28 protein-coding genes and 1 pseudogene are annotated in these 24369 nt (G+C 62.0%); 11 read left to right on the top strand and 18 right to left on the bottom strand.

Annotation, left to right across the window (positions count from 1 at the left end):
• Positions 1-118 precede the first annotated feature (118 nt).
• Together ACL0K2_RS12295 and ACL0K2_RS12290 are read right to left on the bottom strand one after the other, a co-directional pair.
• Positions 119-781, bottom strand: a pseudogene (locus tag ACL0K2_RS12295) (GntR family transcriptional regulator); the annotation flags it as partial.
• Positions 782-888: 107 nt separating this feature from the next.
• Positions 889-1833 (bottom strand): LysR family transcriptional regulator, encoded by a 945-nt coding sequence (locus ACL0K2_RS12290; protein WP_045160198.1) that lies wholly within the window; start codon positions 1831-1833, stop codon positions 889-891.
• Positions 1834-2041: 208 nt separating this feature from the next.
• Between ACL0K2_RS12290 and ACL0K2_RS12285 the strand changes: the two genes are divergently transcribed.
• A complete protein-coding gene (locus ACL0K2_RS12285; protein ID WP_045160200.1) occupies positions 2042-3457 on the top strand; it encodes an acetyl-CoA carboxylase biotin carboxylase subunit in 1416 nt (471 codons plus the stop codon).
• A gap of 10 nt (positions 3458-3467) precedes the next feature.
• Positions 3468-5282, top strand: coding sequence for a sodium-extruding oxaloacetate decarboxylase subunit alpha (gene oadA / locus ACL0K2_RS12280; protein WP_239609937.1), 1815 nt, complete (start codon positions 3468-3470; stop codon positions 5280-5282).
• A gap of 136 nt (positions 5283-5418) precedes the next feature.
• Here the strand turns inward: oadA and ACL0K2_RS12275 are convergent, their stop codons facing one another.
• Both ACL0K2_RS12275 and ACL0K2_RS12270 read right to left on the bottom strand, forming a co-directional pair.
• Positions 5419-5814, bottom strand: a complete 396-nt coding sequence (locus ACL0K2_RS12275; RefSeq protein WP_045160202.1) for a hypothetical protein — start codon at positions 5812-5814, stop codon at positions 5419-5421.
• 235 nt (positions 5815-6049) lie between these two features.
• Complete coding sequence (locus tag ACL0K2_RS12270) at positions 6050-6496, bottom strand: GNAT family N-acetyltransferase (RefSeq protein ID WP_045160203.1); 447 nt, start codon at positions 6494-6496, stop codon at positions 6050-6052.
• A gap of 164 nt (positions 6497-6660) precedes the next feature.
• Between ACL0K2_RS12270 and glsB the strand changes: the two genes are divergently transcribed.
• Positions 6661-7569: a glutaminase B gene (gene glsB, locus ACL0K2_RS12265; protein ID WP_045160205.1), complete on the top strand. Its 909-nt coding sequence runs from the start codon at positions 6661-6663 to the stop codon at positions 7567-7569.
• Positions 7570-7700: 131 nt separating this feature from the next.
• A complete protein-coding gene (locus tag ACL0K2_RS12260) occupies positions 7701-8396 on the top strand; it encodes a carbonic anhydrase (protein ID WP_045160206.1) in 696 nt (231 codons plus the stop codon).
• A gap of 21 nt (positions 8397-8417) precedes the next feature.
• On the opposite strand, the gene ACL0K2_RS12255 is transcribed toward ACL0K2_RS12260, so the two are convergent.
• The 3 genes from ACL0K2_RS12255 to ACL0K2_RS12245 all read right to left on the bottom strand — a co-directional run bounded on the left by ACL0K2_RS12255 (position 8418) and on the right by ACL0K2_RS12245 (position 10485).
• Positions 8418-9206, bottom strand: a complete 789-nt coding sequence (locus ACL0K2_RS12255) for a substrate-binding periplasmic protein (protein WP_045160207.1) — start codon at positions 9204-9206, stop codon at positions 8418-8420.
• Positions 9207-9482: 276 nt separating this feature from the next.
• Entirely contained in the window at positions 9483-9935 is a 453-nt protein-coding gene (locus ACL0K2_RS12250; RefSeq protein ID WP_045160208.1) for a thioesterase domain-containing protein, read from the bottom strand.
• A 145-nt stretch (positions 9936-10080) separates the two neighbouring features.
• Positions 10081-10485, bottom strand: coding sequence for a YkgJ family cysteine cluster protein (locus ACL0K2_RS12245; RefSeq protein WP_239609940.1), 405 nt, complete (start codon positions 10483-10485; stop codon positions 10081-10083).
• Between the two features lie 201 nt (positions 10486-10686).
• Here ACL0K2_RS12245 and ACL0K2_RS12240 point away from each other — a divergent pair, with 201 nt between their 5' ends.
• From ACL0K2_RS12240 to ACL0K2_RS12220, 5 genes are all read left to right on the top strand, one after another.
• Positions 10687-13146 (top strand): glycogen/starch/alpha-glucan phosphorylase, encoded by a 2460-nt coding sequence (locus ACL0K2_RS12240; protein ID WP_413042744.1) that lies wholly within the window; start codon positions 10687-10689, stop codon positions 13144-13146.
• Positions 13147-13363: 217 nt separating this feature from the next.
• Positions 13364-14374 carry a class 1 fructose-bisphosphatase gene (locus ACL0K2_RS12235; protein WP_045160213.1) on the top strand — a complete coding sequence of 337 codons (1011 nt, stop codon included), beginning with the start codon at positions 13364-13366 and terminating at the stop codon, positions 14372-14374.
• Between the two features lie 12 nt (positions 14375-14386).
• Positions 14387-14983: a DUF924 family protein gene (locus tag ACL0K2_RS12230; RefSeq protein ID WP_413044465.1), complete on the top strand. Its 597-nt coding sequence runs from the start codon at positions 14387-14389 to the stop codon at positions 14981-14983.
• A gap of 96 nt (positions 14984-15079) precedes the next feature.
• Positions 15080-15334: a lipoprotein gene (locus ACL0K2_RS12225; RefSeq protein ID WP_045160215.1), complete on the top strand. Its 255-nt coding sequence runs from the start codon at positions 15080-15082 to the stop codon at positions 15332-15334.
• 8 nt (positions 15335-15342) lie between these two features.
• Entirely contained in the window at positions 15343-15882 is a 540-nt protein-coding gene (locus ACL0K2_RS12220; RefSeq protein WP_413042743.1) for a lipocalin family protein, read from the top strand.
• A 59-nt stretch (positions 15883-15941) separates the two neighbouring features.
• Here ACL0K2_RS12220 and ACL0K2_RS12215 read toward each other — a convergent pair whose 3' ends face one another.
• Entirely contained in the window at positions 15942-16370 is a 429-nt protein-coding gene (locus ACL0K2_RS12215) for a hypothetical protein (protein ID WP_413042742.1), read from the bottom strand.
• 80 nt (positions 16371-16450) lie between these two features.
• On the opposite strand from ACL0K2_RS12215, the gene pip reads away from it, so the two are divergent.
• The gene (pip, locus tag ACL0K2_RS12210) at positions 16451-17422 is read left to right on the top strand and encodes a prolyl aminopeptidase (protein WP_045160218.1); all 972 of its coding nucleotides are present in this window, start codon (positions 16451-16453) and stop codon (positions 17420-17422) included.
• Entirely contained in the window at positions 17422-17859 is a 438-nt protein-coding gene (gene dtd, locus ACL0K2_RS12205) for a D-aminoacyl-tRNA deacylase (RefSeq protein ID WP_413042741.1), read from the top strand. Before pip ends, dtd begins: the two co-directional genes overlap by 1 nt.
• Positions 17860-17878: 19 nt before the next feature.
• On the opposite strand, the gene ACL0K2_RS12200 is transcribed toward dtd, so the two are convergent.
• The 10 genes from ACL0K2_RS12200 to ubiE form a co-directional block, all read right to left on the bottom strand.
• Positions 17879-18298: a UPF0158 family protein gene (locus tag ACL0K2_RS12200; RefSeq protein ID WP_045160220.1), complete on the bottom strand. Its 420-nt coding sequence runs from the start codon at positions 18296-18298 to the stop codon at positions 17879-17881.
• Between the two features lie 110 nt (positions 18299-18408).
• Positions 18409-19116, bottom strand: coding sequence for a 16S rRNA (uracil(1498)-N(3))-methyltransferase (locus ACL0K2_RS12195; protein ID WP_239609944.1), 708 nt, complete (start codon positions 19114-19116; stop codon positions 18409-18411).
• Positions 19113-19916, bottom strand: a complete 804-nt coding sequence (tatC, locus tag ACL0K2_RS12190) for a twin-arginine translocase subunit TatC (RefSeq protein ID WP_045160222.1) — start codon at positions 19914-19916, stop codon at positions 19113-19115. The genes ACL0K2_RS12195 and tatC overlap by 4 nt, the downstream gene beginning before the upstream one ends.
• Positions 19913-20302 carry a Sec-independent protein translocase protein TatB gene (gene tatB, locus ACL0K2_RS12185; RefSeq protein WP_045160223.1) on the bottom strand — a complete coding sequence of 130 codons (390 nt, stop codon included), beginning with the start codon at positions 20300-20302 and terminating at the stop codon, positions 19913-19915. The genes tatC and tatB overlap by 4 nt, the downstream gene beginning before the upstream one ends.
• Positions 20303-20308: 6 nt before the next feature.
• The gene (gene tatA / locus ACL0K2_RS12180; protein ID WP_045160224.1) at positions 20309-20539 is read right to left on the bottom strand and encodes a twin-arginine translocase TatA/TatE family subunit; all 231 of its coding nucleotides are present in this window, start codon (positions 20537-20539) and stop codon (positions 20309-20311) included.
• A gap of 22 nt (positions 20540-20561) precedes the next feature.
• Positions 20562-20894 carry a phosphoribosyl-ATP diphosphatase gene (locus tag ACL0K2_RS12175; protein WP_045160225.1) on the bottom strand — a complete coding sequence of 111 codons (333 nt, stop codon included), beginning with the start codon at positions 20892-20894 and terminating at the stop codon, positions 20562-20564.
• The gene (hisI, locus tag ACL0K2_RS12170) at positions 20887-21282 is read right to left on the bottom strand and encodes a phosphoribosyl-AMP cyclohydrolase (protein WP_045160226.1); all 396 of its coding nucleotides are present in this window, start codon (positions 21280-21282) and stop codon (positions 20887-20889) included. Before hisI ends, ACL0K2_RS12175 begins: the two co-directional genes overlap by 8 nt.
• Positions 21283-21331: 49 nt before the next feature.
• Positions 21332-22942: a ubiquinone biosynthesis regulatory protein kinase UbiB gene (ubiB, locus tag ACL0K2_RS12165; RefSeq protein WP_045160227.1), complete on the bottom strand. Its 1611-nt coding sequence runs from the start codon at positions 22940-22942 to the stop codon at positions 21332-21334.
• Positions 22939-23562: an SCP2 domain-containing protein gene (locus tag ACL0K2_RS12160; protein ID WP_239609949.1), complete on the bottom strand. Its 624-nt coding sequence runs from the start codon at positions 23560-23562 to the stop codon at positions 22939-22941. Before ACL0K2_RS12160 ends, ubiB begins: the two co-directional genes overlap by 4 nt.
• Positions 23562-24332 (bottom strand): bifunctional demethylmenaquinone methyltransferase/2-methoxy-6-polyprenyl-1,4-benzoquinol methylase UbiE, encoded by a 771-nt coding sequence (ubiE, locus tag ACL0K2_RS12155; protein WP_045160229.1) that lies wholly within the window; start codon positions 24330-24332, stop codon positions 23562-23564. Before ubiE ends, ACL0K2_RS12160 begins: the two co-directional genes overlap by 1 nt.
• Between the last annotated feature and the right edge of the window lie 37 nt (positions 24333-24369).

Below are 24369 nucleotides of genomic sequence, written 5' to 3'. Positions count from 1 at the left end.
GGGAGTGAGTGACAAGCATCCATCGGCGGCCTGCTTACGGCTTGAACGTTTTCGCCTGCGTGGATGACGAAATCGGCACAGGCCAGACGGGTGTTTCGATACCGGTCCAGCGGTGGCCATGAGGCAGATGCTCGAACAACGCCCGACACACACCGATGATGTGACGTTCGATCAGTTCCGCACACAGGTCTACATCACCGCTGCGACAGGCACGGAGGATTTCGCGATGTTCCAGGTCGGCGCCGTGTTTGCCTTCATGAATGCTCATCTGTACCCGCAGGTAGCGCTCGACCTTGTCATGGATGGAGCGGATCAACTGCATCATGAACGGGCGCTGCGCCGGCCCGTAGAGGCAGGCATGAAAGGCCCAATTCAATTCGGCCCAGCGCGCGGCGTTGTCTTCATGCACGAATTCGGCACAGATCGACTCGGCTTCGGCAAAGGTGGCGTCGTTCATGTTCGGCACGGCGAGGCGGATGATCTGGGTCTCCATCAGCACTCGCACTTCGAATATCTGCGCGAGTTCCGGCTCGGTGAGCACGGTCACGACCGCGCCCTTGTTGCGCTGGAACGACACCAACCCTTCGGCTTCCAGACGTTTGAGCGCTTCGCGCACCGGGATCTTGCTGACATTGAACAGGCGCGCCACATCATCCTGACGCACCGGCTCGCCCTCGGCGAACTGGCCGCTGATAATCGCCTCGCGCAGGTGCTTGGCAATCACTTCGGAAGCCGAGGGGACGATACCGAGGTTCGGTGCGTTGAAGGAATTGAGCGGCACAGCAATGAACTCTGGATGACGGGGGATGAGCGGAGAATATCGTATACGCAAATCCGCTTCACGTTTTCCGATAAAGGGCCGGGCGCCGCCAGCGGCCTCTCGAATCATTATGGGTTGCCTGCGCTGAACTGACGTTCCAGTGCGTTGATCCGCTGCCGTTCGGTACGAGCGAAGGCGAAGAAGGTTTGCGCCACGGGTGACAGGTATTTTCCGCGCGGGTGCACCAGGCACCAGCTGCGCATCAACGGCAACTCTTCGACGGGTAGCTCGCAGAGCACGCCGGCCTTCAGTTCACGGAGTACCGCATGTCTTGGCAGCAGCGCCAAGCCGAGCCCGGCTAGTACGGCTTCACGCTGCGCCTCCAGTGAGCCGAGCTCCATGGTCTGGGCGAAATGAGCGCGTTTCTGGTCGCAATAACGCTCGGTGGCTCGGCGGGTGCCGGAGCCGGACTCACGGATCAGCAATGGCCAAACGGTAAGGTCCTGCAATGTCAGCGCCGCTTTGCTGCACAGCGGATGGCCTGCAGGCGCGACGGCAATGATGGCGTTGTCCAGGAAGGGCAGGAATTCGAGATCCATATCCGCCGGCACCTGGGAGATGAGCAGCAGGTCGTCGCGGTTGGCGCTCAATCGATGAATCGCCTCGGCGTGGTTGACCACCACCAACTGCAGGCTGACCTCAGGGTGCAATTGACGAAACGAGGCGAACAGGTGAGGTGCGAAGTACATGGCGCTCGATTCCACCGCCAGTTTCAGCTGGCCCTGCAATGAGCCCTGTAACGTCGACAGCTGCATGTCGAGGCTTTCCAACCTGCCGAATATATCTTCGCTGGTGCGCCTGAGCGCTTCGGCGGCCTCGGTCAGATAGAGCTTCTTGCCCGAATACTCGAAGAGCGGTTGGCCCAGCAGTTCTTCCAGCTGGCGAATCTGCAGGCTGACGGCTGGCTGGGTCAGGGCCATCTGCTCGGCTGCACGGCTGTAGGAGTGGTTGTCGCACACCGCTCGGAACACGCGTAGCTGGCGCAGGGTCATGCGCATCAGTGACTTTCTCATGGGGCCTCTAGCGGTTCTCGTCTGCGGATATCGGTTGCGAATGAAGGACGTTCGGCACAGTTGTATAAGTCAAAGCTTATGCCTGACCAAACAATTATTCATTTTCGGTAATTGCTGCGCAAAGGGTAGGGTAAAACACATCGCCTGAAGCGGCGTAATCACACGGTCCGACACGGGACCGCCTGCTCACTGATCCGAGGGACGAAGCGTGATCAAGAAGCTGCTGATCGCCAACCGCGGGGAAATTGCCGTCCGCATCGTGCGGGCTTGCGCAGAAATGGGAGTGCGCTCGGTGGCGGTGTTTGCCGAACCCGATCGCCACGCGTTGCACGTCAAACGTGCCGACGAGGCCTATTTCATTGGCGAAGATCCGCTGGCGGGTTACCTGAACCCGCGCAAGCTGGTCAACCTGGCTGTGGAAACCGGCTGCGACGCCTTGCATCCGGGCTATGGTTTTCTGTCGGAAAACGCTGAGCTGGCGGAAATCTGCGCCGAGCGCGGCATCCGCTTCGTCGGCCCCAGCGCCGAAGTGATTCGCCGTATGGGCGACAAGACCGAGGCGCGCCGAAGCATGATCAAGGCCGGCGTGCCGGTCACCCCGGGCACCGAAGGTAACGTGGCGGATGTCCGTGAGGCACTGAGCGAGGCCGAACGCATCGGCTATCCGGTCATGCTCAAAGCCACCTCCGGTGGCGGCGGTCGCGGTATCCGTCGCTGCAATTCGCGCGAGGAGCTTGAGCAGGCCTACCCACGGGTGATCTCCGAGGCGACCAAAGCGTTCGGTTCGGCGGACGTGTTCCTGGAAAAGTGCATCGTTGAGCCCAAACACATCGAGGCTCAGGTGCTGGCTGATTCGTTCGGCAATACCGTGCACCTGTTCGAGCGCGACTGCTCGATCCAGCGACGTAACCAGAAGCTTATCGAGATCGCACCGAGCCCACAGCTCACGCCCGAACAGCGTGCCTATATCGGCGACCTGGCGGTGCGCGCGGCCAAGGCGGTGGGCTATGAGAACGCCGGCACCGTGGAGTTCCTGCTCGCCGACGGCGAGGTGTATTTCATGGAGATGAACACCCGGGTGCAGGTGGAGCACACCATCACCGAGGAAATCACCGGCATCGACATCGTCCGTGAGCAGATCCGCATCGCCTCCGGCCTGCCGCTTTCGGTCAAGCAGGAAGACATCCAGTATCGCGGCTTCGCCCTGCAGTTCCGCATCAACGCCGAGGAGCCGCGCAACAACTTCCTGCCCTGCTTCGGCAAGATCACTCGCTACTACGCTCCCGGCGGGCCAGGCGTGCGCACCGACACGGCGATTTACACCGGCTACACCATTCCGCCGTATTACGACTCCATGTGTCTGAAGCTGATCGTCTGGGCGCTGACCTGGGAAGAGGCGCTGGCGCGCGGCTCGCGTGCGCTGGATGACATGCGTGTACAGGGCGTGAAGACCACCGCCAGCTACTACCAGAAAATTCTGGAAAACCCGGATTTCCGCAGCGGGCAGTTCAACACCAGCTTCGTCGATAACCATCCGGAATTGCTGAACTACTCGATCAAACGCAAGCCGGGCGAACTGGCCCTGGCCATCGCTGCCGCCATCGCCGCCCACGCAGGCCTGTGAGGAACGAACCATGACTGCTCAGAAGAAAATCACCGTTACCGACACCATCCTGCGTGACGCCCACCAGTCGCTGATCGCCACCCGCATGCGCACCGAAGATATGCTGCCGATCTGCGACAAGCTCGACCGCGTCGGCTACTGGTCGCTGGAAGTCTGGGGCGGCGCGACGTTCGACGCCTGTGTGCGCTTCCTCAAGGAGGACCCGTGGGAGCGCCTGCGCCAGCTCAAGGCGGCGCTGCCCAACACGCGTCTGCAAATGCTGCTGCGCGGGCAGAACCTGCTCGGTTACCGCCACTACGCCGACGATGTGGTTGAGGCCTTCTGTGCCAAGGCGGCGGAGAACGGCATCGATGTGTTCCGTATCTTCGATGCGATGAACGATGTACGGAACCTGGAAACCGCGATTCGTGCGGTAAAGAAGACTGGCAAGCACGCCCAGGGCACCATTGCCTACACCACCAGCCCCGTACACACCGTCGAGTTGTTCGTCGAGCAGGGTCGGGCGATGCGCGACATGGGCGTCGACTCCATCGCCATCAAGGACATGGCCGGCCTGCTGACGCCGTTCGCCACCGGAGATCTGGTGCGCGCGCTGAAGGCCGAGGTCGACCTGCCGGTGTTCATCCACTCCCATGACACCGCCGGTGTCGCCAGCATGTGCCAGCTCAAGGCCATCGAGAACGGCGCCGACCACATCGACACGGCGATTTCCAGCTTCGCCTGGGGCACCAGCCACCCGGGCACCGAGTCGATGGTCGCAGCCCTGCGCGGCACGCCCTATGACACCGGCCTTAACCTGGAACTGATCCAGGAGATCGGCCTGTACTTCTATGCGGTGCGCAAGAAGTACCACCAGTTCGAAAGCGATTTCACCGGTGTCGATACCCGGGTGCAGGTCAACCAGGTGCCCGGTGGGATGATTTCCAACCTGGCCAACCAGCTCAAGGAGCAGGGTGCTCTCAACCGCATGGACGAAGTGCTCGCCGAAATCCCCCGCGTGCGCAAGGACCTGGGCTACCCGCCGCTGGTGACCCCGACTTCGCAGATCGTCGGCACCCAGGCGTTCTTCAACGTGCTCGCCGGCGAGCGCTACAAGACCATTACCAACGAGGTGAAGCTCTACCTGCAAGGTCGCTACGGCAAGGCGCCGGGCACCATCGACGCCCAGCTGCAGCGCCAGGCCATCGGCGGTGAGGAGATCATCGAAGTACGTCCGGCCGACCTGATCAAGCCTGAGCTGGACAAGCTGCGCCAGGAGATCGGTGCGCTGGCCCACAGCGAAGAGGACGTGCTGACCTACGCCATGTTCCCCGACATCGGCCGCAAGTTCCTCGAGGAGCGCGAGGCCGGCACCCTGCAACCGGAAGTGTTGCTGCCGATTCCAGACGGTAGTGCCGTGAGTGCCGCCGGTGGCGAGGGTGTACCGACCGAGTTCGTCATCGACGTGCACGGCGAGACCTACCGGGTCGACATCACCGGTGTCGGCGTCAAAGGTGAAGGCAAGCGGCACTTCTTCCTGTCCATCGACGGCATGCCGGAGGAAGTGGTGTTCGAACCGCTGAACAACTTCGTCGGCGAAGGCGGCAGCAAACGCAAGCAAGCCAGCGCGCCGGGCGACGTGAGCACCAGCATGCCGGGCAATGTGGTCGATGTGCTGGTCAAGGAAGGCGACGTGGTCAGGGCCGGACAACCGGTGCTGATCAGCGAGGCGATGAAGATGGAAACCGAAATCCAGGCGCCCATCGCCGGCACGGTGAAGGCGGTACACGTGGCCAAGGGCGACCGGGTGACCCCCGGCGATCTGCTGATAGAGATCGAGGCCTGACAGATGTCCCTTAGGGAGCCGCAAGGCTCCCCTTTTTTGTTCGCGGTCTGCTGATCATCGAGCGATCCGGGAGCAACCGGCGATGCACCGGATCGTCGATGCTGTTCTGATCAAGCAGAGCGCGGTGTAGGGCAACTCAGCGCTTCAGGCGGGTTTGCTTGCGCAGTTCCATCAGATCGCCTTGGGTGCAGGTCAGCGGTTCGGCGCCAGTCAGGTCATAGCAGCGCTGACCGAAGCCCATCGGCCAATAGATGATGCCGCCGGGTGGCCAGAAGATCGACGCAACGCGAAAGCGCGCACGCAGTTTGCCTTGCTGCAGCAGTTCGCCTTGATCATTGCTGAGCTTGTAGGGAATGCCGCCAGCGGCGGTCCAGAAGAACGGACGGGTCTTGACCAGGCCCTGGGAGTATTGCTGCGGTCGCTCATAGACGGACACCTGGCTGTGTTCCGGCAGCTTGAAATAGGTCGCGGTGGAGCAACCGCTGAGGAAGATAGCAAGTGCCAACAGGCTCGCCGCTCGTTTCAACATCATATCGATTCGTTCCTTGTGGTGATGCCCAGGGCACATACCGCGCCCTGTAAAGCGGGCGGCACTATACCCCCGCGCACGGATGATGGCGAAACTGTGGCGCTGAACGGCGCAGTCGCAAAACCGTGGTCGAGCGGTTGTCTCAACCGCCGCGGGGTCGATGTAGCGCTGCTGCGCTGGACCCCGGCCTTGCTATGGAGGTGTGTTTGGAAGGGCTAGGCTGGTTTGGCTTCCTTGGTCAAAGCGCATGACGGTACTGCAGGAAGCCGGAACGCTCGGCGATGCGCTCGTAAAGTTGCATCCCGGTGTGGTTGCTCTCATGAGTCAGCCAGTGCACTTTCGAGCTGCCAGCGGCGCGGGCCTCGGCGTAGACGTGCTCGATCAATCGACGTCCGACGCCAGTGCCGCGCAGTTCCGGGCTTACGAACAGATCTTGCAGATAACAGCTGTCTTCGACCGTCCAGTTGGAGCGGTGAAAGATCCACTGCACCAGACCGAGCGCTTTTCCATCCTGCCAGGCCAGTGCGGCGTGGGTGGGTTCGGTGGGGTCGAGGAAGCGTTGCCAGGTGTTGGCGCTGGTCTCAGCGGGCAGCTCGGTTTGGTAGAAGCTCAGGTAGCCCAGCCAGAGCGCCAGCCAGGCGTCGTGATCATCGGGCGTTACGGGGCGGATCTGGATAGACGACATGAGAGGGTTCCGTCTGGCGTTGATCGGGACACTGGAAGGCCTACGGCAGGGGCTGGGATGGACTGTGATGATCACCGTCTGCCTGGCGTCTGTAGCCTACGGCGCAATTGGCCGGCGCGGCAATGCACTGGCGTGCCGCGACTTTCTCCACCCATAGGGCCTATATGCAAAGCCTGTTGAGCGAAATCCTCGATGAAGTCCGTCCGCTGCTCGGTCAGGGCAAGGTAGCGGACTATATTCCCGCACTGGCGGACGTGCCGGCCAATCAATTGGGTATCGCCGTTTGCAGCGCGTCCGGCGAGCTCTTCCATGCCGGGGATGCCAAGACACCGTTTTCGATCCAGAGCATTTCCAAGGTATTCAGCCTGGTTCAGGCGATTCAGCATGGTGGCGAGTCGCTGTGGGAGCGGCTGGGCCACGAGCCGTCCGGCCAGCCGTTCAACTCGCTGGTGCAGCTGGAATTCGAGCGTGGCCGTCCCCGGAACCCCTTCATCAACGCCGGCGCGCTGGTGATCTGCGATATCAACCAGTCACGCTTCGCCGTGCCGGCGCTATCCATGCGTGATTTCGTTCGGCATCTGTCGGGAAACCCCTTGATCATCTCCGATACGAAAGTCGCCGATTCGGAATATCAACACCGAGCACGCAACGCGGCGATGGCCTACCTGATGCAGGCGTTCGGCAACTTCCACAACGATGTCGAGGCGGTGCTACGCAGCTATTTTCATCATTGCGCGTTGCGCATGAGCTGCGTCGACCTGGCGCGAGCGTTCGCCTTCCTCGCCCGCGATGGCGCTTGCCCAGAGGGCGGCGCCCCAGTGCTGAGCCCACGGCAGGTCAAACAGGTCAACGCCATCATGGCTACCAGCGGGCTTTACGACGAGGCTGGCAATTTCGCCTACCGCGTCGGCCTGCCTGGTAAAAGCGGTGTCGGTGGAGGAATTGTCGCGGTGGTGCCGGGCCGTTTCACCGTCTGCGTCTGGTCGCCGGAGCTGAACCAGGCCGGCAACTCGCTGATCGGAATGGCGGCACTGGAGAAACTATCGCAGCGCATCGGCTGGTCTATCTTTTGAGGCGCCTCGATATCTGTTCCATCGAGCCGGGAGATGGCTTCCCGGCTTTCGTTACGGTCTGTCACACCTTCGCGGTGTCTGGCCTTGAGCGTGCAACGTCGTATCCAACCAAACCATAAAGAGAGATTGCCATGAGTCTCGAAGACAAGACGACCGAAACGGCGCAGGAGGCGCTCGATAACCTGATCGCGGGGGTCATGCAGTTCCGCGAAGATATCTATCCGCAGCAGCGCGAGCTGTTCAGCAAGCTGGCCAACGAACAGACGCCGCGTGCGATGTTCATTACCTGCGCCGACTCGCGCGTCCTGCCGGAGCTGATCACTCAAAGCTCGCCAGGCGATCTGTTCGTTACACGCAACGTCGGTAATATCGTGCCGCCTTACGGAGTCATGAACGGGGGCGTATCGACCGCCATTGAGTTTGCCGTGATGGCCCTCGGGGTCCATCACATCATCGTCTGCGGTCACTCAGACTGTGGCGCAATGAAAGCGGTGCTGAACCCGTCCAGTCTGGACAAAATGCCCACCGTAAGAACCTGGCTGCGGCATGCCGAGGTGGCTCGCACGGTGGTGGAGGCCAACTGTGGTTGCGCTGACCACAATACCCTGGGGGTGCTGATCGAGGAGAACGTACTGGCTCAGCTCGATCACCTGCGCACTCATCCGTCGGTTGCGGCGCGGCTAGCCAGTGGTGAGTTGTTCATTCATGGCTGGGTGTACAACATCGGCACCAGCGAGATTCGTGCCTACGATGCGTCGCGCGGTGAGTTTCGCCTGATTGGCGATGGCCCGCTGCCGATGGCCACGCCCAAGTCACGCTACGTTTGACGACTTTCGACCCAAGGCGCCTTAGGGCGCCTTGCGGTCGCGGATCAGGTAGCAGAGGTCCGGCGTCTTGCTGCAGCCGGCATATCCTTCGCTGATGACCTCATTCAGCGCCTGTTGCAGACGACTTACCGCTTCGTCCGGGGTGTCCTTGTTCAGCGCCAGATAGAGATCGGTCGGTTGGAAACTCAGTACCTGCTGTAAGCCTTCCGCGCCGTGCTGTTTAGCTTGGTAGCGCCAGACCGGATCGGCTGTCGCCCAGAGGTCGATGCGTCCGCTGAGCAATTTGCGCAGGTTCTCTTCCTCGCTCAGGCTGTCGATTGGCTGAAAACCCTGGCTCGTCAGCAGCTGGCTGACGCCGCTGCTTTTCTCGGCGCCGATTTCGTAGTGCTTGGCCTGGCTCAGATCCGTCAACGATATCGCCGCACCCGGCGCGGCGAGCAGAACGCTCTCGTAGCGGGCGAGCGGTCCGACCCATTTGAATTGCGACTGGTTCTGCGGTGTGCGGGTAACCGAGAACAGCCCATGACCGGTGTCGCTCAGGGTCTGGGTGTAAATACGGTCCCAGGGCGAACGTAGCGTCAGGCTGTAGGCAATCCCGGCGCGCTTGAAGATTTCCCGCACGGTGTCCGTGCTGATGCCCTCGACTTCGTCGCCACGGGCAAAACTCTTGTGGTTCGGCCCCATGTTGAACGGCGGGAAGTTATCGGTCTGCAGGATGATTTTATAGTTGCTTGGCAGTTCAGCATGGGCAACGCCCGTTCCGGCGAGCAGAACAGCGAGCAATAGGATGAATTTATGAAGATGGCCCATAGTATCGGCTTCCTTGACGCTGTTTTTATTGTTGGCCCGCCAAGGGTAGTCGCGCGATGTCTGCGTTGCTAGCGCGGAGGCCTCTCGACGTGAACCAAATCGAAACGCTCCGCCATGCGCCTCTCGACGGCCGTCGAGGCGAGTTGAAACAGGCGAAGGATGCGGGACGCGGTACGTAAGGGCTGCGGAGTGGACGGTGCCGTCTGGCTCGACACGCTGGCGGTGCGCCGCACGGAAAGTCGGCGCACCGATTTGGAGCGGATCGCGGTGGGGGTGCTACTTGTGCAGGACGAACTGGCCGGTAAAACGCACGGCGTCGCGGCCGTCGGCGGCGAGGATCCGGCTGGTCAGCGTGAGACGAGAGCGGCCACGTCGACGATAGATGGTTTCGAAGCGATTCCAGGCCTCGTCGTCCGGTGCGGAGCAGATCGCGGTGGCGTCGTCTACAACCGGGAGCGGATAGTCGATCTGACCCTCATGAATGACGATGTGGCCGTCCTCGATCCCTGCCTCGCGCAGGCGCAGATGCAACCAGCCCCAGCCAGCCAGCACCGACGCACAATACAGGCTGCCGCCGAACATGCTGCTCTTGTGGTTGATGTTCGCTTGCAGCGGGACCTTCAGGCGCAGCTCGTGATTTTCCCATTGCTCGACACGCAGGCCCATCGCCCGGGTCAGTGGGATGTCGTGATGCAGAATGGCTTCCAGGTAGCGGCTATCGCGGCTCATGCCGGGTGGATTCCTAAACGTTTGCAGATACAGGCAGACGTCAAGCATGACTGCTGAGTCACGAGATTGCCAGTTTCCACATGCGCTTTTTTCCCGGTTTCCAGGCGCCACTCGACGGTCGGAGGAGGTGCGTAGGTAGCCTGCTTCAGCGAGCGGCGGTTTTCTGCTGGTAGGCGCAGTAGCCGGGGCGCGGGCCGATCCTGGGATGGTTGCGGCAGGTGTCCGGGCGCTTGGCATAGACCGTGCATAAGCGTGTCTTGCGATCGAGGTAGAGACAATCACCGTTGGCCAGCCGCGTCAGGGTGAAAATGCCATGCTTCTGATTGAAGTGCTCGACGATGCCGGCTTTGCTCAGGCGCTTGGCGACGTTTTTCGGCGGCTCGTCACGCTCGAAGGCATCGACCAATTCCAGGCGGATCAGGTCATCGATGCGCACCTCGACCGGCAGCGTGCAGCACGTGGCCTGGCAATCGCGGCACAATCCGTTGCTGTAGCGGGCCCAGGTTTCCAGGCGGTCGGGGTCGGCGGAAGCGATCAGTCGGGTCTTCAATGCGGCGGTATCGGTAATGGCGGCGCGCGATGATAACGGCCCACGGTGGAATTTCCAGCGATTCCGACGAGTCGAACGCCGGACAGACGGTCGCGCAGGTTCAGTTGAAACCTGCAAACCTGTCTGTATTGCCCTTTGTAGCGGTGAGTCGGTGCCGCCAAGAACCCTCATCCCCTATTCCCAGCTTCACGAGGTCTGTCCATGTCGCAAGAATCGACTGCTCCCAATGCCGATGACGTAGCTACCTTTCGCAACGCGATCATCAGCAAGCTGACCTACTCGATCGGCAAGGATCCAGAACACGCCTCCAACCATGACTGGTTCGAGGCAGTCGCACTCGCCACTCGCGACCGTATGATCGATCAGTGGATGGATCGTACGCGCCAGGGATATCGCGAAGGCAAGAAGCGGGTGTATTACCTCTCGCTGGAATTTCTGATCGGCCGGCTGCTCACTGACAGCCTGAGCAACCTCGGGTTGCTGGACGTGGCTCGCGAGGCGCTGGCTGGCGTGGATGTGGATTTCGAGCGCATCCGCCTGGCTGAGCCGGATGCTGCGTTGGGCAATGGCGGTTTGGGAAGGCTGGCGGCCTGCTTCATGGAAAGCATGGCGACGCTGGGCATCGCGGCGCATGGTTATGGGATTCGTTACGATCATGGGCTGTTCCGCCAGGCCATCGTCGACGGCTGGCAGCACGAGCAGACCGAAACCTGGCTGAATTTCGGCAACCCCTGGGAATTCGAACGCCCCGAAGTGAGCTATCTGATCGGCTTTGGTGGCAGTGTCACGGCCATGCCGCACGACGCTACCGGGCCGGACCAGCCCAAGCATTTCTGGCACTGGGCCGAAGGCGTGCGCGCCATCGCCTATGACACGCCGGTAGTCGGCTGGCGCGGGGCGAGCGTCAATACGCTGCGATTGTGGCGGGCCCGCGCCGAGGCGGATTTCCATCTGGAGCGCTTCAACGCCGGTGACCATATCGGGGCTGTCGCCGAGGAAGCCCGTGCCGAAAGTATCTCGCGAGTGCTGTATCCCGCCGACAGCACCGAAGCCGGTCAGGAGCTGCGCCTGCGTCAGGAGTACTTCTTCGTCGCTGCCTCGTTGCAGGACCTGATACGGCGTCACCTGGACCAACGCGGTACGCTACTGAACCTGCCGGAATTCGCTGCCATCCAGCTCAACGACACGCATCCCGCTATCGCCGTGGCGGAGCTGATGCGGCTATTGGTCGACGTGCACGACATACCCTGGCGCAAGGCGTGGGAGCTGACCGTCGGTACGCTGTCCTATACCAACCACACCCTGCTGCCGGAGGCATTGGAAACCTGGCCGGTGGGGCTGATGGAGCGCCTGCTGCCGCGTCACATGCAGATCATCTACCTGATCAATGCGCAGCATCTCGATGCCTTGCGGGAGCGGGGCGTGCATGACCTCGACCTGCTGCGCTCGGTATCGCTGATCGAGGAAGGGCACGGTCGGCGGGTGCGCATGGGCAACCTGGCATTCCTCGGTTCGCATTGCATCAACGGCGTCTCGGCGCTGCACACCGGACTGATGCGCGAGACGGTATTCACCGATCTGCATTCGCTGTACCCGAAACGCATCAGCAACAAGACCAACGGGATCACCTTCCGTCGCTGGCTTTACCAGTCCAATCCGCAGCTGACCCGGTTGCTAGTCGACCACATCGGTGAGGAGCTGCTCGACGCGCCAGAAACAATGTTGCGGAAACTGGAGCCCTTCGCCGACCAACCGGACTTCCGGGCGCGGTTCGCTGCCCAGCGGCTTGGCAACAAGCAGCTGCTGGCGCGGATGATTCAGGAGCGGCTGGGTATCAGTGTCGATCCGAATGCGCTGTTCGATGTTCATGTCAAACGCATCCACGAATACAAGCGGCAGCTGCTCAATTTGCTGCATACCGTGGCGCTGTATCAGGCAATTCGCTCCGACCCGGGCGGCAGCTGGGTGCCACGTGTGAAGATCTTCGCCGGCAAGGCAGCCGCCAGTTACCACACGGCCAAGCTGATCATCAAACTGACCAACGACATTGCTCGGACCATCAATGATGACCCGACAGTGCGCGGCCTGCTCAAGGTGGTGTTCCTACCCAACTACAACGTCAGCCTGGCCGAGCGCATCATTCCCGCCGCCGACCTATCCGAGCAGATTTCCACTGCGGGACTCGAGGCCTCGGGCACCAGCAACATGAAGTTCGCCCTCAATGGCGCGCTGACCATCGGCACGCTCGATGGAGCCAACGTCGAGATGTGCGAGCAGATCGGTGCCGAGCACATGTTCATCTTCGGCATGACCGCCGAGGAGGTCGAGGCACGCAAGCAAGCCAACGAATACAACGCCGAAGCCACCATCATCGACTCTCCGCGGCTCAATGAGGTACTGATGGCGATTCGCAACGGTGCCTTCTCAGCCGATGATCCGGCCCGTTACACAGCGCTGATCGATGGCCTCAAATGGCATGACACCTTCATGGTCTGTGCCGATTTCGAGGCTTACTGGAAGGCGCAGTTGGACGTCGAAACACGCTGGCGCGACGCTGATAGCTGGTGGCGTTCGGCTGTGCTGAATACGGCGCGCACGGGCTGGTTTTCGTCCGACCGGACCATCCGCGAATACGCCGAGGAAATCTGGAAGGTGCTCTGAGCGAAGCGGGGCGATCGTCTGCAGCAGTCCTACGCGCACTGCAGGCGCCCGGCTCGTCAGGGGAGCAAAGCGCCCGCCAGAGCGGCTGCTTGATGAACGCTGCAGGCACTTTGCCGCTGCGCTGAACTCTGCCACCCCTGGGTGGGTCTGAGGGAGGGTTAGTTTCCCCCTGGCCTGCTAAACTGCGCGGGTTTTTCCATCCTCCGGAGTCATTTTCATGTCACGCGTAACCCTGAGTCGCTACCTGATCGAGCAGACCCGCAGCAACAATACTCCTGCCGATCTGCGTTTCCTTATCGAGGTAGTGGCCCGAGCGTGCAAGGAAATCAGCCACGCCGTTTCCAAGGGCGCATTGGGCGGCGTACTCGGTTCGACCGAAACCGAGAACATTCAGGGCGAAGTGCAGAAGAAGCTCGACGTGCTGTCCAACGAAATCTTGCTCGAAGCCAACGAGTGGGGTGGCCACCTGGCCGGCATGGCGTCGGAGGAAATGGACAACGCCTACCAGATTCCCGGCAAGTACCCGAAGGGTGCTTATCTGCTGGTCTTCGATCCACTGGACGGTTCCAGCAACATCGATGTCAACGTCTCGGTCGGCACCATTTTCTCGGTGCTGCGCTGCCCCGGTGAATGCTTCAGCCAGAACGATGCGCTGGGCGAAGAAGCCTTCCTTCAGCCGGGCACCAAGCAGGTCGCGGCGGGTTACGCCATCTATGGTCCGCAGACCATGCTGATGCTCACCTTGGGCAACGGCGTGATGGGCTTCACCCTGGACCGCGAGCTGGGCAGCTTCGTGCTCACCCATGAAAACATCCGTGTACCGGAAAGCACCGCCGAGTTCGCGATCAACATGTCCAACCAACGCCACTGGGAAGCACCGGTGCAGCGCTACGTCAGCGAACTTCTGGCTGGTGCCGAAGGCCCGTTGAACAAGAATTACAACATGCGCTGGATCGCCTCGATGGTGGCTGATGTGCATCGCATCCTGACCCGCGGTGGCATGTTCATGTATCCCAAGGATGCACGCGAGCCAGGCAAGGCCGGCAAGCTGCGATTGATGTACGAAGCCAACCCGATGTCCTTCATCATCGAGCAGGCCGGCGGCGCGGCAACGACAGGCACTCAGCGTATCCTCGATGTCCAGCCCGAATCGTTGCATCAGCGCGTGCCGGTCTTCCTCGGTTCTAAGGAAGAAGTCGAACGCATCACCGGCTACCATCAGGGCTAACCGATGCAGCGGATGCCCTGGCTGGAATTGCTGAACTGGTGGTTCGGCGAGGGCGCCACCGTCAGTGAAATTTCCGAACAAAAAAATGGCTTGTGGTTCGGCTACAAGCCCGAGCAGGACGCCGAAGCCCGAGCCCGCTTCGGTGAGTTGGTCGACCGGGCGCTGGCTGGCGAGCTGACCGACTGGGCTGAGTCGCCCCATGGCTGGTTGGCGCTGGTGTTGTTGCTCGACCAACTGCCCCGCATGATCTATCGCGGGACACCGCAGGCATTCGCCGGGGATGAGCGCGCCCTGCAGCTGGTGCGCGACGGCATGGCCCATGGCGGCGATGTGCTGCTCGCCCCGATTCAGCGCGTGTTCATTTATTTGGTGCTCGAGCATGCGGAGGATCTTCGGGTACAGGATCAGGCCGTCGCGCAGTTCCAGATGCTCCACGGCCTCGTCGGGACCGAAGACCAGGCGCTGTTTGCCGATTTCCTCGACTATGCAGTGCGCCATCGCGATGTGATTTCCAGATTCGGCCGCTTTCCCCATCGCAATGAAGTGCTCGGCCGGGAAACCACCGAGGCCGAGCAGGTATTCCTGACCAAGCCTGGATCCCGCTTCTAGGCGATGCACGCGTTGCCTTACGACCCGCTCCGAATCGTTAATTTGAACGGCGTGGCCAAGCAGGGCCAGCCACCGACCGACCCAAGGATATCTGCCATGTCGTTGCGTTATCTATCATTGATCGTCGCCGTTGTGCTGGTGGCTGCCTGTAGCCCGATCACTCAAGAGAACTTCGCCAAGCTGAAAGCCGGCATGCCCCGCTCGGAGGTCGAAGAGTTGTTGGGCAAGCCGGGCGAATGCGCTGGTGCGCTGGGCATGTCCAGTTGCACCTGGGGCCAGAAGAACAGTTTCATCAGTATTCAGTTCGCCGGCGACAAGGTGATGATGTTCTCCGGCCAAGGCCTGAAATAGGACCCTCTATGCGTCTCGTCGTGACCCTGTGCTGTGTCTTGTCGATGGTAGGCTGCGTACGTCAGGATGCGCGTGAAACGCCCGAAACGACCGGGCAGGTCGACCTCCAGCGCTATCAGGGGACCTGGTATGAACTGGCGCGTCTGCCGATGTTCTTCCAGCGTAACTGCGTGCGGTCCGAGGCCCATTACGAGCTACGGGACGATGGCCGCGTGGCAGTGACCAACCGCTGTGAAACCGCTGATGGCGAATGGCAACAGGCTCAGGGCGAGGCGGCACCTCAGCAACCAGGACACACCGATAAGCTCTGGGTTATTTTCGACAACTGGTTCAGCAATCTCTTCCCGGGGCTAACCAAGGGCGATTACTGGATTCTTTACCTCGACGATGACTATCGCGTGGCGCTGGTGGGGAGTCCGGATCGCGACTACCTCTGGCTGCTGTCACGGGAGCCGGAAGTCGACTCGGCGATGCGCGACAGGCTGCTCGATGAAGCCCGTAGGCGCGGCTACGACGTCAGTGGGCTGATCTGGCGCGGCAAATCTTGACCCCCTGGGCGTCGGGCCCGCTGAGCGGCGCCGCTCTCGCTCTGGCAAGCGAGTTGCCATTATTCCCAGTGCAGCCGTGCCAACAGCCACTCGCCGTCCTCCCGCCACCACTCGAGTCTGACTTGATAGTGACCGACGCGTTGGGGAAGCCAGCGCTCGGCACCGGTTAGCGCCACCTGTGCCTCGCTGTAGCCCTTGTTCGAATAGTTTGGGTCGATCCAGCTATGGCGGTTGAGCGCAATTACCCGCACATTTTCATGACGTAGGAACATCAAGCCGGCCGTGCGCCGCACCCAGTCTCGATTGAGGTGCTGATTGGCGCTGAACTCAGGATGAATCCGCGCGATCAGTTCGCCGGCGTCCTTGTTCTCGATACTGTCCTGCAGTGACTGCGCGGCGATATCCAGCGCGGCTTGCGGATCATCGCGACCACAACCGGCCAGCAGCACCAGTGCCACGGCAGTTGCGGCTAATTTCCATAGGGGCATGCCGAACCTCTCGAACCTCGTTATGATGCCGGAAACGTCAGGCGGGCCGTTGAGCCCGCGCCACGACCATGGAGTGTGCCATGCAGACCTTGTACCCGGAGATCAAACCCTACGCCCGGCACGAGCTGGCGGTCGAATCACCGCATGTGCTTTACGTCGACGAGAGTGGATCACCGGAGGGGCTGCCCGTGCTGTTCGTGCATGGTGGCCCAGGCGGCGGTTGTGATGCGCTAAGCCGGCGCTTTTTCGATCCCAACCTGTACCGCATCATTACCTTCGACCAGCGTGGTTGTGGTCGCTCCACCCCCCACGCCAGCTTGGAAAACAACACCACCGCTCACCTTATCGCCGATATGGAGCGCATTCGTGAATCCCTCGGTGTCGATAAATGGGTACTGTTTGGCGGTTCTTGGGGGTCGACACTGTCCCTGGCCTACGCTCAGGCCTATCCCGAGCATGTACATGCGTTGATTCTGCGCGGGATATTTCTCTGTCGTCCGAAGGAGTTTTCCTGGTTCTATCAGGAGGGCGCCAGCCGCCTGTTCCCCGATTACTGGCAGGATTTCCTCGCTCCGATTCCGCCGGAAGAGCGTGGGGATCTGATGCAGGCCTATTACAAGCGCCTGACGGGCACCGATCAGATCGCCCAAATGCACGCGGCCAAGGCCTGGTCCTGCTGGGAGGGCCGCACCGCCACACTGCGCCCCAACACCCAGGTGGTCGATCGCTTCTCCGACACTCATCGGGCGCTGGCGATGGCGCGCATCGAATGCCACTACTTCGTCAACAACGCCTTTCTCGAGCCCGACCAACTGCTGCGTGATATGCACAAGATCGCTCACCTGCCAGGCATCATCGTACATGGGCGCTATGATGTCATTTGCCCGCTGGAAAACGCGTGGGAACTGCACGAGGCGTGGCCCAACAGCGAGCTGCAAATCATCCGAGAGGCGGGCCACTCGGCGTCGGAATCAGGCACCTGTGATGCATTGGTCCGAGCCGCCACTGACATCGCCCAGCGATTGCTCCACCTTCCCCCCGAGGAGGCCTGATGAAGGGACTGATCCAGCGCGTGCGGCATGCGCGGGTCGAGGTGGCGGGCGAGGTGGTCGGCAGCATCGATCAGGGGTTGCTGGCGCTGGTCGGTGTTGAGCGTGAAGACGACCGTGCCCGGGCCGACAAGTTGTTGCACAAACTGCTGCGTTACCGGGTATTCAGCGATGAGCAAGGCAAGATGAATCGCTCCTTGAGCGACATCGGTGGCGGCCTGCTGCTGGTTTCACAGTTCACCCTGGCGGCCGATACGCGCAGCGGTCTGCGGCCCAGCTTTTCCAGCGCAGCGCCGCCCTCCCTCGGCGAAGAGCTCTACGAATACCTGCTCGCCCAGGCGCGCCGGCAGCATTCGCAGGTCGCCTGCGGCCGTTTCGGCGCCGAGATGCAGGTCCACCTGCAGAACGATGGGCCGGTGACTTTTCTGCTGGAAAGCTGAGACGCCCCGCCGCGGTGGCTCAGCGCTTCGACGGCTCCAGGCCGTTCTCATGCAGCCAGGTCATCGCATACTCGCGCAGCTGTACGGTCTGGTAATCCAGCCAGGCCTGGCGAACCTCGGGGAAGTCTTCCAGCTTGAAATCGAAGGTCCGCAACGGCTTGCGACCCTGCAAGGCATGGCTCAGCACGGCATGGGCGTTGGGATCGTGCTGGGTGAACAGGAACGCTTCACGCATGGCGATCGATTGCGCGAGCCCGAGCGGCTCGATATGCAGAAACCGATCTTCCTGTACGTCGTATTTCTCGTCCGCGCCCGGCACGGTTTCGCCCGGAAACACTGCGAGGATTTGGCCGGACTCCAGATCGAGGTAATGCTCGCTGGCGTCGCGGCTGTCCAGCGCGTATTCCAGGCGGTGAAGATCAATGGTCAAAGGTCGCATGGCAGTTGCCGCTGTCTTGGGGTTCAGTAGCTCTGACCTGCATGTTCCAGATGGGTGCATTACGTTCATCGGTCGCATGGTGGCAGCCGGTCTGAAGTGCCGGGCCGCGATCAGAACAGACGCGCCAGCAACGCGCTGACGGCGGTTTCCACGCGCAGGATTCGCTCGCCCAGTTGGACCGGCTGTAGCCCTGCCTCGGTGAGTTTGTCGACTTCGTAAGGAATCCAGCCACCTTCCGGTCCGATCGCCAGCGTCACCGAGTCGGAGATGGCGCGCGGACAGTCCGGATAGTCGCCTGGATGACCGACCAGCCCGCGAGTGCCAGCGGCCAGCTGCGGCAGACGATCTTCGACGAAGGGTTTGAAGCGCTTCTCGATGCTTACCTCGGGCAGCACTGTGTCACGTGCCTGTTCCAGACCGAGCAGCAGTTGTTCGAGAATCGCCGCCGGTTCGAGGAACGGAGTCTGCCAGAAGCTCTTTTCCACCCGGTAACTGTTGAGCAGCACCAGTCGTGGCACGCCCATGCAAGCGACGGTCTGCAGCACTCGGCGGAGCATCTTCGGCCGGGGCAGCGCCAGCAGCAGGGTGACCGGCAGCTTGGCCGGAGGTGGTTGGTTCAGCTCGACGTCCAGCTCGGCTTCGTCGGTGCTCAGTCGCAGCAGCCGACCCTGGCCCATCTCACCGCCTAGCAGGCCGACGCGCAGGCTTTCGCCCGCCACGGCACGGTGCACGTCCTGGATGTGTTTGAGGCGGCGATCACGCAGGACCACGCGGTTGGCGGCCACAAAATCGGCCGCCTCCAGCAGCAACAGATTCACGGGCGGGGAGCGGGTGGCTGGTCACCGCTATGCACCTGGCTGTCGTCAGCATCCCCGCGGAATTCCTCTTCGCGCTTCTTGACCATGCTGCCGCAGATCAGTCCGGCTTCGAACAGCAGCCACATCGGCACGGCCAACAGTGCTTGGGAAAACACGTCTGGCGGGGTAAGGACCATGCCAACCACGAAACAACCAACCACCACATAGGGCCGACTCTTGCGCAGCGTGGCGACGTCGACGATGCCCACCCAGATCAACAGGAAGGTCGCCACCGGGATCTCGAAGGCCACACCGAAGGCGAAAAACAGCGTCAGGACGAAATCGAGGTACTGGCCGATGTCGGTCATCATCGCCACGCCTTCGGGCGTCACGCTGGCAAAGAAACCGAACATGATCGGGAACACCACGAAGTAGGCGAAGGCCATGCCGCCGTAGAACAGGAAGATGCTGGAGATCAGCAGCGGCACCGCCACCCGCTTTTCATGCTTGTACAACCCCGGTGCGATGAAGCTCCAGATCTGATGCAGGATCACCGGCATCGACAGGAACAGCGCCACCATCATGGTCAGCTTGAACGGCGTCAGGAATGGCGAGGCCACTCCAGTGGCGATCATCGTGGCACCTTCCGGCAGATAGGCGCGCAGCGGGGCTGCCACCAGCGCATAGATCTGCTGGGAGAAATAGAACAGCCCGCCGAACAGCAACAGGATCGCCACCACGCAGCGCAGCAGGCGCTTGCGCAGTTCCGTCAGGTGGGCAACCAGCGGCATTTCCTGATCATCGATGGAGTTATTGCTCATGGCTCAGCGGGTCTGTCCGGGCGGGGTACGGGGGCCGTTTCGGCGGGTTTGGCTTCGCTGGGCGCCGGCACATCGAGCGTGCCCGCCTCCGGTGCAGGCGTGGCGGACTGCGGAGAGGCGCTGCCGCTGGCGGTCGGTGAGCTGGGCATGATGCTCTGCTTCATTTCCCGCTCGAGGTCGAGGATGCGCTCGTTATGCAGCTGACGGCGAATCTCGTCGGCGCCAATTTCGCGCTCGACCTCGGACTTGATGTTGGCAAAGCTGCGCTTGGCCCGGCCGATCCAAAGCCCGGCAGTGCGTACGGCACCCGGCAAGCGTTCCGGGCCGAGCACGAACAGCGCGACCAGGCCGATCAGCAGCAGTTCGGTGAAGCCGATATCGAACATGGCGCCTCAGTTCTTCTTCGTTGGATCTTCGACCTTGCGGGCCTCGGCATCGATGGTGTGATTCTGCTTCTCTTCGACGCTGGGCTTTTCCTCATCGGTGCCCATGGACTTGCGGAAGCCCTTGATCGCATCGCCAAGGTCAGAGCCCAGGCCCTTGAGGCGCTTGGTACCGAAGAGCATGACCACGATGAGCAGAATGATCAGGAGTTGCCAGACGCTGATTCCACCAAAACCCATGCTGCGTTACTCCAGTTGAATGTCAGGATTGTGGGCGCGCGGCTTTTTCCGCGTGCCCGGAGAGGCCGAAACGTCGGTCCAGTTCGTCCAGTACCGCCTGCGGGTGCTGGTCAAGTGCGGCCAGCATCACCAGACTATGAAACCACAGGTCGGCGGTTTCGTAGATCAGATCGCTGGCGTCGCCACTGACGGCGGCGTCCTTGGCGGCCAGGATGGTTTCCACCGACTCCTCGCCGACTTTCTCGAGGATCTTGTTCAGGCCCTTGTGATACAGGCTGGCCACATAGGAGCTGTCCGCAGCGGCGCCCTTGCGGGCTTCCAGCACCTCGGCCAGACGGGCGAAGGTGTCACTCATGTGTGTGCTCCGCATAGATCGCGCCCGGGTCCTTGAGGACCGGCTCGACGGTTTTCCATTCGTCGTTCTCGAAGACCCGGTAGAAGCAGCTTTCGCGGCCGGTATGGCAGGCGATGCCGCCCACCTGCTCGACCATCAGCACGATCACGTCGGCGTCACAGTCCAGGCGCAACTCATGCAGCTTCTGCACATGGCCGGACTCCTCGCCCTTGCGCCACAGCTTGCCACGCGAACGTGACCAGTAGATGGCGCGGTGTTCCGCTGCGGTCAGGGCCAGTGCTTCGCGATTCATCCAGGCCATCATCAGGATGCGCCCGGTCCGATGGTCCTGGGCGATGGCCGGTACCAGGCCGTCTTCGTTCCAGTGTATGTCGTCCAGCCAGTTCATCGAATTCTCCGCTCAATGCGCCAAGTGTGCCAGCCTCACCGACTGCTGGCTATCGGCGCACCACGATGTAGATGCCGGCGCTCAGCATCACCCAGGCCGGCCAGGTGGTGACGGCGGTAATACTGTCGGCCGTGGCGGCCAGGGTGGCACCGCCACCCAGCAGCACGGCACCGACGAGGCGCAACGGCCAGTTCCGATGATGCTCGTGCCACGGCGGCGGCGGGTTGTTCGCGTGGGGGTTGGACATGCGTTCGAGCAGCTCGCGGGTCATGCCGGCCAGGTGCGGCAGCTGCTCGATCTGCGCCTGAGCGTTCTTCAGCAACTGCTTGGGGCTCATGCGCTCGCGCATCCAGCGCTCCAGGTAAGGCTGTCCGGTGGCCCAGAGATCGAGCTCGGGATACAGTTCTCGGCCGAGCCCCTCGATGTTGAGCAGCGTCTTCTGCAGCAGCACCAATTGAGGCTGGACCTCCATGTTGAAGCGCCGTGCGACCTGGAACAGGCGCACCAGCAACTGGCCGAAGGAAATGTCCTTCAGTGGCTTCTCGAAGATCGGCTCGCAGACGGTGCGAATCGCCGCCTCGAACTCGTTCACCTTGGTTTCCGCCGGCACCCAGCCCGAGTCGATGTGCAGTTGCGCAACCTTGCGGTAGTCGCGCCTGAAAAAGGCCATCAGGTTGCGCGCCAAGTAGTCCTGGTCTTCGGGAGTCAGGCTGCCGACGATGCCGAAATCTACGGCGATGTACTGCGGATTCCAGGGTTGATGGGTACTGACGAAAATGTTGCCGGGGTGCATGTCGGCATGGAAGAAGCTGTCGCGAAAGACCTGGGTGAAGAAGATCTCCACGCCACGCTCGGCCAGCTGTTTCATGTCGGTGCGCTGTTCGGCCAGCCGCGCCATGTCGGTCACCGGCACGCCGTAGATGCGTTCCATCACTAGCACCTGGGGCCGGCAGTAATCCCAATGGACCTGGGGCACGTAGAGCAGCGGCGAATCTTGGAAGTTGCGCTTGAGCTGGCTGGCGTTGGCGGCTTCGCGCAGCAGGTCGAGCTCGTCATAGATGGTCTTGGCGTAGTCCTCGACTACTTCCACCAGGTGCAGCCGGCGGGCTTCGGTGGACGCGCGCTGGGCGGTCTTGGCCAGCAGGAACAGCCAGGCGATGTCCTGGCTGATCACCGGGCGCAGGTTGGGTCGCACCACCTTGACCACCACCTCTTCGCCGCTGCGCAGCCTGGCGGCGTGGACCTGGGCCACCGAGGCGGACGCCAGCGGCTTGCTGTCGAAGCGGGCGAAGATCTGCCCCACCGGTGCACCCAGCTGGCGCTCGATCAAGGCTGTGGCGACGGCCGAGTCGAAGGGCGGTACGCGGTCCTGGAGCATCGCCAGTTCCTCGGCGATATCTGGCGGCAGCAGGTCGCGTCGCGTCGAGAGGATCTGGCCGAACTTGATGAAGATCGGGCCGAGGCCTTCCAGGGCCAGGCGCAGGCGCGCGCCACGGGACAGCACGGTACGCCGGCGTGGCAGCCAGCGCCAGGGCAGCAGGTAGCTGGTCGCACGCAGCCACCAGGGCATCGGCAGATCGAGGATGATGTCATCCAGGCGGTAGCGGATCACCACCAGCAAGATGCGAAACAGGCGGCGGGCGGCGGCGAACAGCTTCATTCGGGTTGGTCTGGTTTCAAAGATTGGTTGAGCCGTTCGACTCGGGCTTCGAGTCGGTCGAGGTCGAGCTTGAGACGATCGAGTTCGACGAAGCGTGTTTCGGCCTCGGCGATGCCGACCAGGGCCCGTGATTCTTCGCTGAGGTAGTCCGCCAGGTCCTGGCGCAGGCTGTGCGCGCTCTGCCGTGCCCAGGCGGCCTGGCCACGGACACCGCTGCCGAGCAGCTGAGCAGCGACCGGTCCAAGCCAGCGCGAGACTTCGTACTCCCAGTCCAGCTCCAGGTCCTGCAATACGTCGGCGAGATTCATCAACGGCGCGCTGTCACCTTCGATCTCGACGTCCGGCCCGTGCAGGATGGCGGTCTTGTTGCGGCTGGTGGCCAGGCGCATCAGGCTCGCGGCCGAGGCACGCAAGCGGCAGTCCGGCTCGATGCCCCAGTCTTCGGCGAGTCTCAGCCCTTCGGCATCGGCGAGGATGAACAGCCGCCAGCCAGGCGCGATACAGTCGACTTCGATGATCTGCCCGCTGAGTTTGGCCAAGCGTGGCAACGCCGTCGGATCCAGGCGCAGCACGCGGTTTATCCCGCGCTCGGCGCCGGCCAGGAGGGCTGCGCGCAGCATCAGGGCTTGATGCCGCGATGCAGGGCGACGATGCCGCCGGTCATGTTGTGGTAGGTGACGCGCTCGAAACCGGCGTCGGCCATCATGCCCTTCAGGGTTTCCTGGTCCGGATGCATACGGATCGACTCGGCGAGGTAACGGTAGCTCTCGGAATCGTTGGTGATCAGCTTGCCCATCATTGGCAGCAGGCTGAACGAATAAGCATCGTAGGCCTTGGAGAGCATCGGGTTGGTCGGCTTGGAAAACTCCAGCACCAGCAACCGGCCGCCGGGCTTGAGCACGCGCAGCATGGAGGCGATGGCGTCTTCCTTGTGCGTCACGTTGCGCAGGCCGAAGGCGATGGTCACCACGTCGAAATGGTTATCCGGGAAGGGCAGCTTCTCGGCATCGGCCTGGACGAACTTCACGTTGCCCGCCACGCCCTTGTCGAGCAGCCGGTCACGGCCGACCTTGAGCATCGAGGCATTGATGTCGGCCAGCACCACTTCGCCGGTCGGCCCGACGATGCGCGAGAACTGACGCGTCAGGTCGCCGGTACCGCCGGCGATGTCCAGCACGCGGTTGCCGTGGCGTACGCCGGACAGCTCGATGGTGAAACGCTTCCAGAGGCGATGCACGCCGGCGGACATCAGGTCGTTCATCAGGTCGTACTTGGCGGCCACAGAATGAAACACCTCGGCCACCTTCTGCGCTTTTTCGCTCTCCGGCACGTTCTTGTAGCCGAAGTGGGTGGTGGGCTCTGCGTCACGCTCTTTGCGGGGATCGGTCATGTCACTGTCACCGGAAGAATGTGCCGGCATTCTAAAC

The organism is Pseudomonas sp. YJ42 (assembly GCF_047225135.1).
GTDB classification, from domain to species: Bacteria; Pseudomonadota; Gammaproteobacteria; order Pseudomonadales; family Pseudomonadaceae; genus Stutzerimonas; species Stutzerimonas stutzeri_E.
Note: the sequence above shows the minus strand (reverse complement) of the source record. Positions and strands in the feature narration are given on the sequence as shown.

Coding starts and splice junctions, on each gene's coding strand:
- ACL0K2_RS12290 (WP_045160198.1), bottom strand. CDS start 1,833: ATGAGAAAGTCACTGATGCGCATGACCCTGCGCCAGCTACGCGTGTTC.
- oadA (WP_239609937.1), top strand. CDS start 3,468: ATGACTGCTCAGAAGAAAATCACCGTTACCGACACCATCCTGCGTGAC.
- ACL0K2_RS12275 (WP_045160202.1), bottom strand. CDS start 5,814: ATGATGTTGAAACGAGCGGCGAGCCTGTTGGCACTTGCTATCTTCCTC.
- ACL0K2_RS12270 (WP_045160203.1), bottom strand. CDS start 6,496: ATGTCGTCTATCCAGATCCGCCCCGTAACGCCCGATGATCACGACGCC.
- glsB (WP_045160205.1), top strand. CDS start 6,661: ATGCAAAGCCTGTTGAGCGAAATCCTCGATGAAGTCCGTCCGCTGCTC.
- ACL0K2_RS12260 (WP_045160206.1), top strand. CDS start 7,701: ATGAGTCTCGAAGACAAGACGACCGAAACGGCGCAGGAGGCGCTCGAT.
- ACL0K2_RS12255 (WP_045160207.1), bottom strand. CDS start 9,206: ATGGGCCATCTTCATAAATTCATCCTATTGCTCGCTGTTCTGCTCGCC.
- ACL0K2_RS12250 (WP_045160208.1), bottom strand. CDS start 9,935: ATGAGCCGCGATAGCCGCTACCTGGAAGCCATTCTGCATCACGACATC.
- ACL0K2_RS12240 (WP_413042744.1), top strand. CDS start 10,687: ATGTCGCAAGAATCGACTGCTCCCAATGCCGATGACGTAGCTACCTTT.
- ACL0K2_RS12235 (WP_045160213.1), top strand. CDS start 13,364: ATGTCACGCGTAACCCTGAGTCGCTACCTGATCGAGCAGACCCGCAGC.
- ACL0K2_RS12230 (WP_413044465.1), top strand. CDS start 14,387: ATGCCCTGGCTGGAATTGCTGAACTGGTGGTTCGGCGAGGGCGCCACC.
- ACL0K2_RS12225 (WP_045160215.1), top strand. CDS start 15,080: ATGTCGTTGCGTTATCTATCATTGATCGTCGCCGTTGTGCTGGTGGCT.
- ACL0K2_RS12220 (WP_413042743.1), top strand. CDS start 15,343: ATGCGTCTCGTCGTGACCCTGTGCTGTGTCTTGTCGATGGTAGGCTGC.
- ACL0K2_RS12215 (WP_413042742.1), bottom strand. CDS start 16,370: ATGCCCCTATGGAAATTAGCCGCAACTGCCGTGGCACTGGTGCTGCTG.
- pip (WP_045160218.1), top strand. CDS start 16,451: ATGCAGACCTTGTACCCGGAGATCAAACCCTACGCCCGGCACGAGCTG.
- dtd (WP_413042741.1), top strand. CDS start 17,422: ATGAAGGGACTGATCCAGCGCGTGCGGCATGCGCGGGTCGAGGTGGCG.
- ACL0K2_RS12200 (WP_045160220.1), bottom strand. CDS start 18,298: ATGCGACCTTTGACCATTGATCTTCACCGCCTGGAATACGCGCTGGAC.
- tatC (WP_045160222.1), bottom strand. CDS start 19,916: ATGAGCAATAACTCCATCGATGATCAGGAAATGCCGCTGGTTGCCCAC.
- tatB (WP_045160223.1), bottom strand. CDS start 20,302: ATGTTCGATATCGGCTTCACCGAACTGCTGCTGATCGGCCTGGTCGCG.
- tatA (WP_045160224.1), bottom strand. CDS start 20,539: ATGGGTTTTGGTGGAATCAGCGTCTGGCAACTCCTGATCATTCTGCTC.
- ACL0K2_RS12175 (WP_045160225.1), bottom strand. CDS start 20,894: ATGAGTGACACCTTCGCCCGTCTGGCCGAGGTGCTGGAAGCCCGCAAG.
- hisI (WP_045160226.1), bottom strand. CDS start 21,282: ATGAACTGGCTGGACGACATACACTGGAACGAAGACGGCCTGGTACCG.
- ubiB (WP_045160227.1), bottom strand. CDS start 22,942: ATGAAGCTGTTCGCCGCCGCCCGCCGCCTGTTTCGCATCTTGCTGGTG.
- ACL0K2_RS12160 (WP_239609949.1), bottom strand. CDS start 23,562: ATGCTGCGCGCAGCCCTCCTGGCCGGCGCCGAGCGCGGGATAAACCGC.
- ubiE (WP_045160229.1), bottom strand. CDS start 24,332: ATGACCGATCCCCGCAAAGAGCGTGACGCAGAGCCCACCACCCACTTC.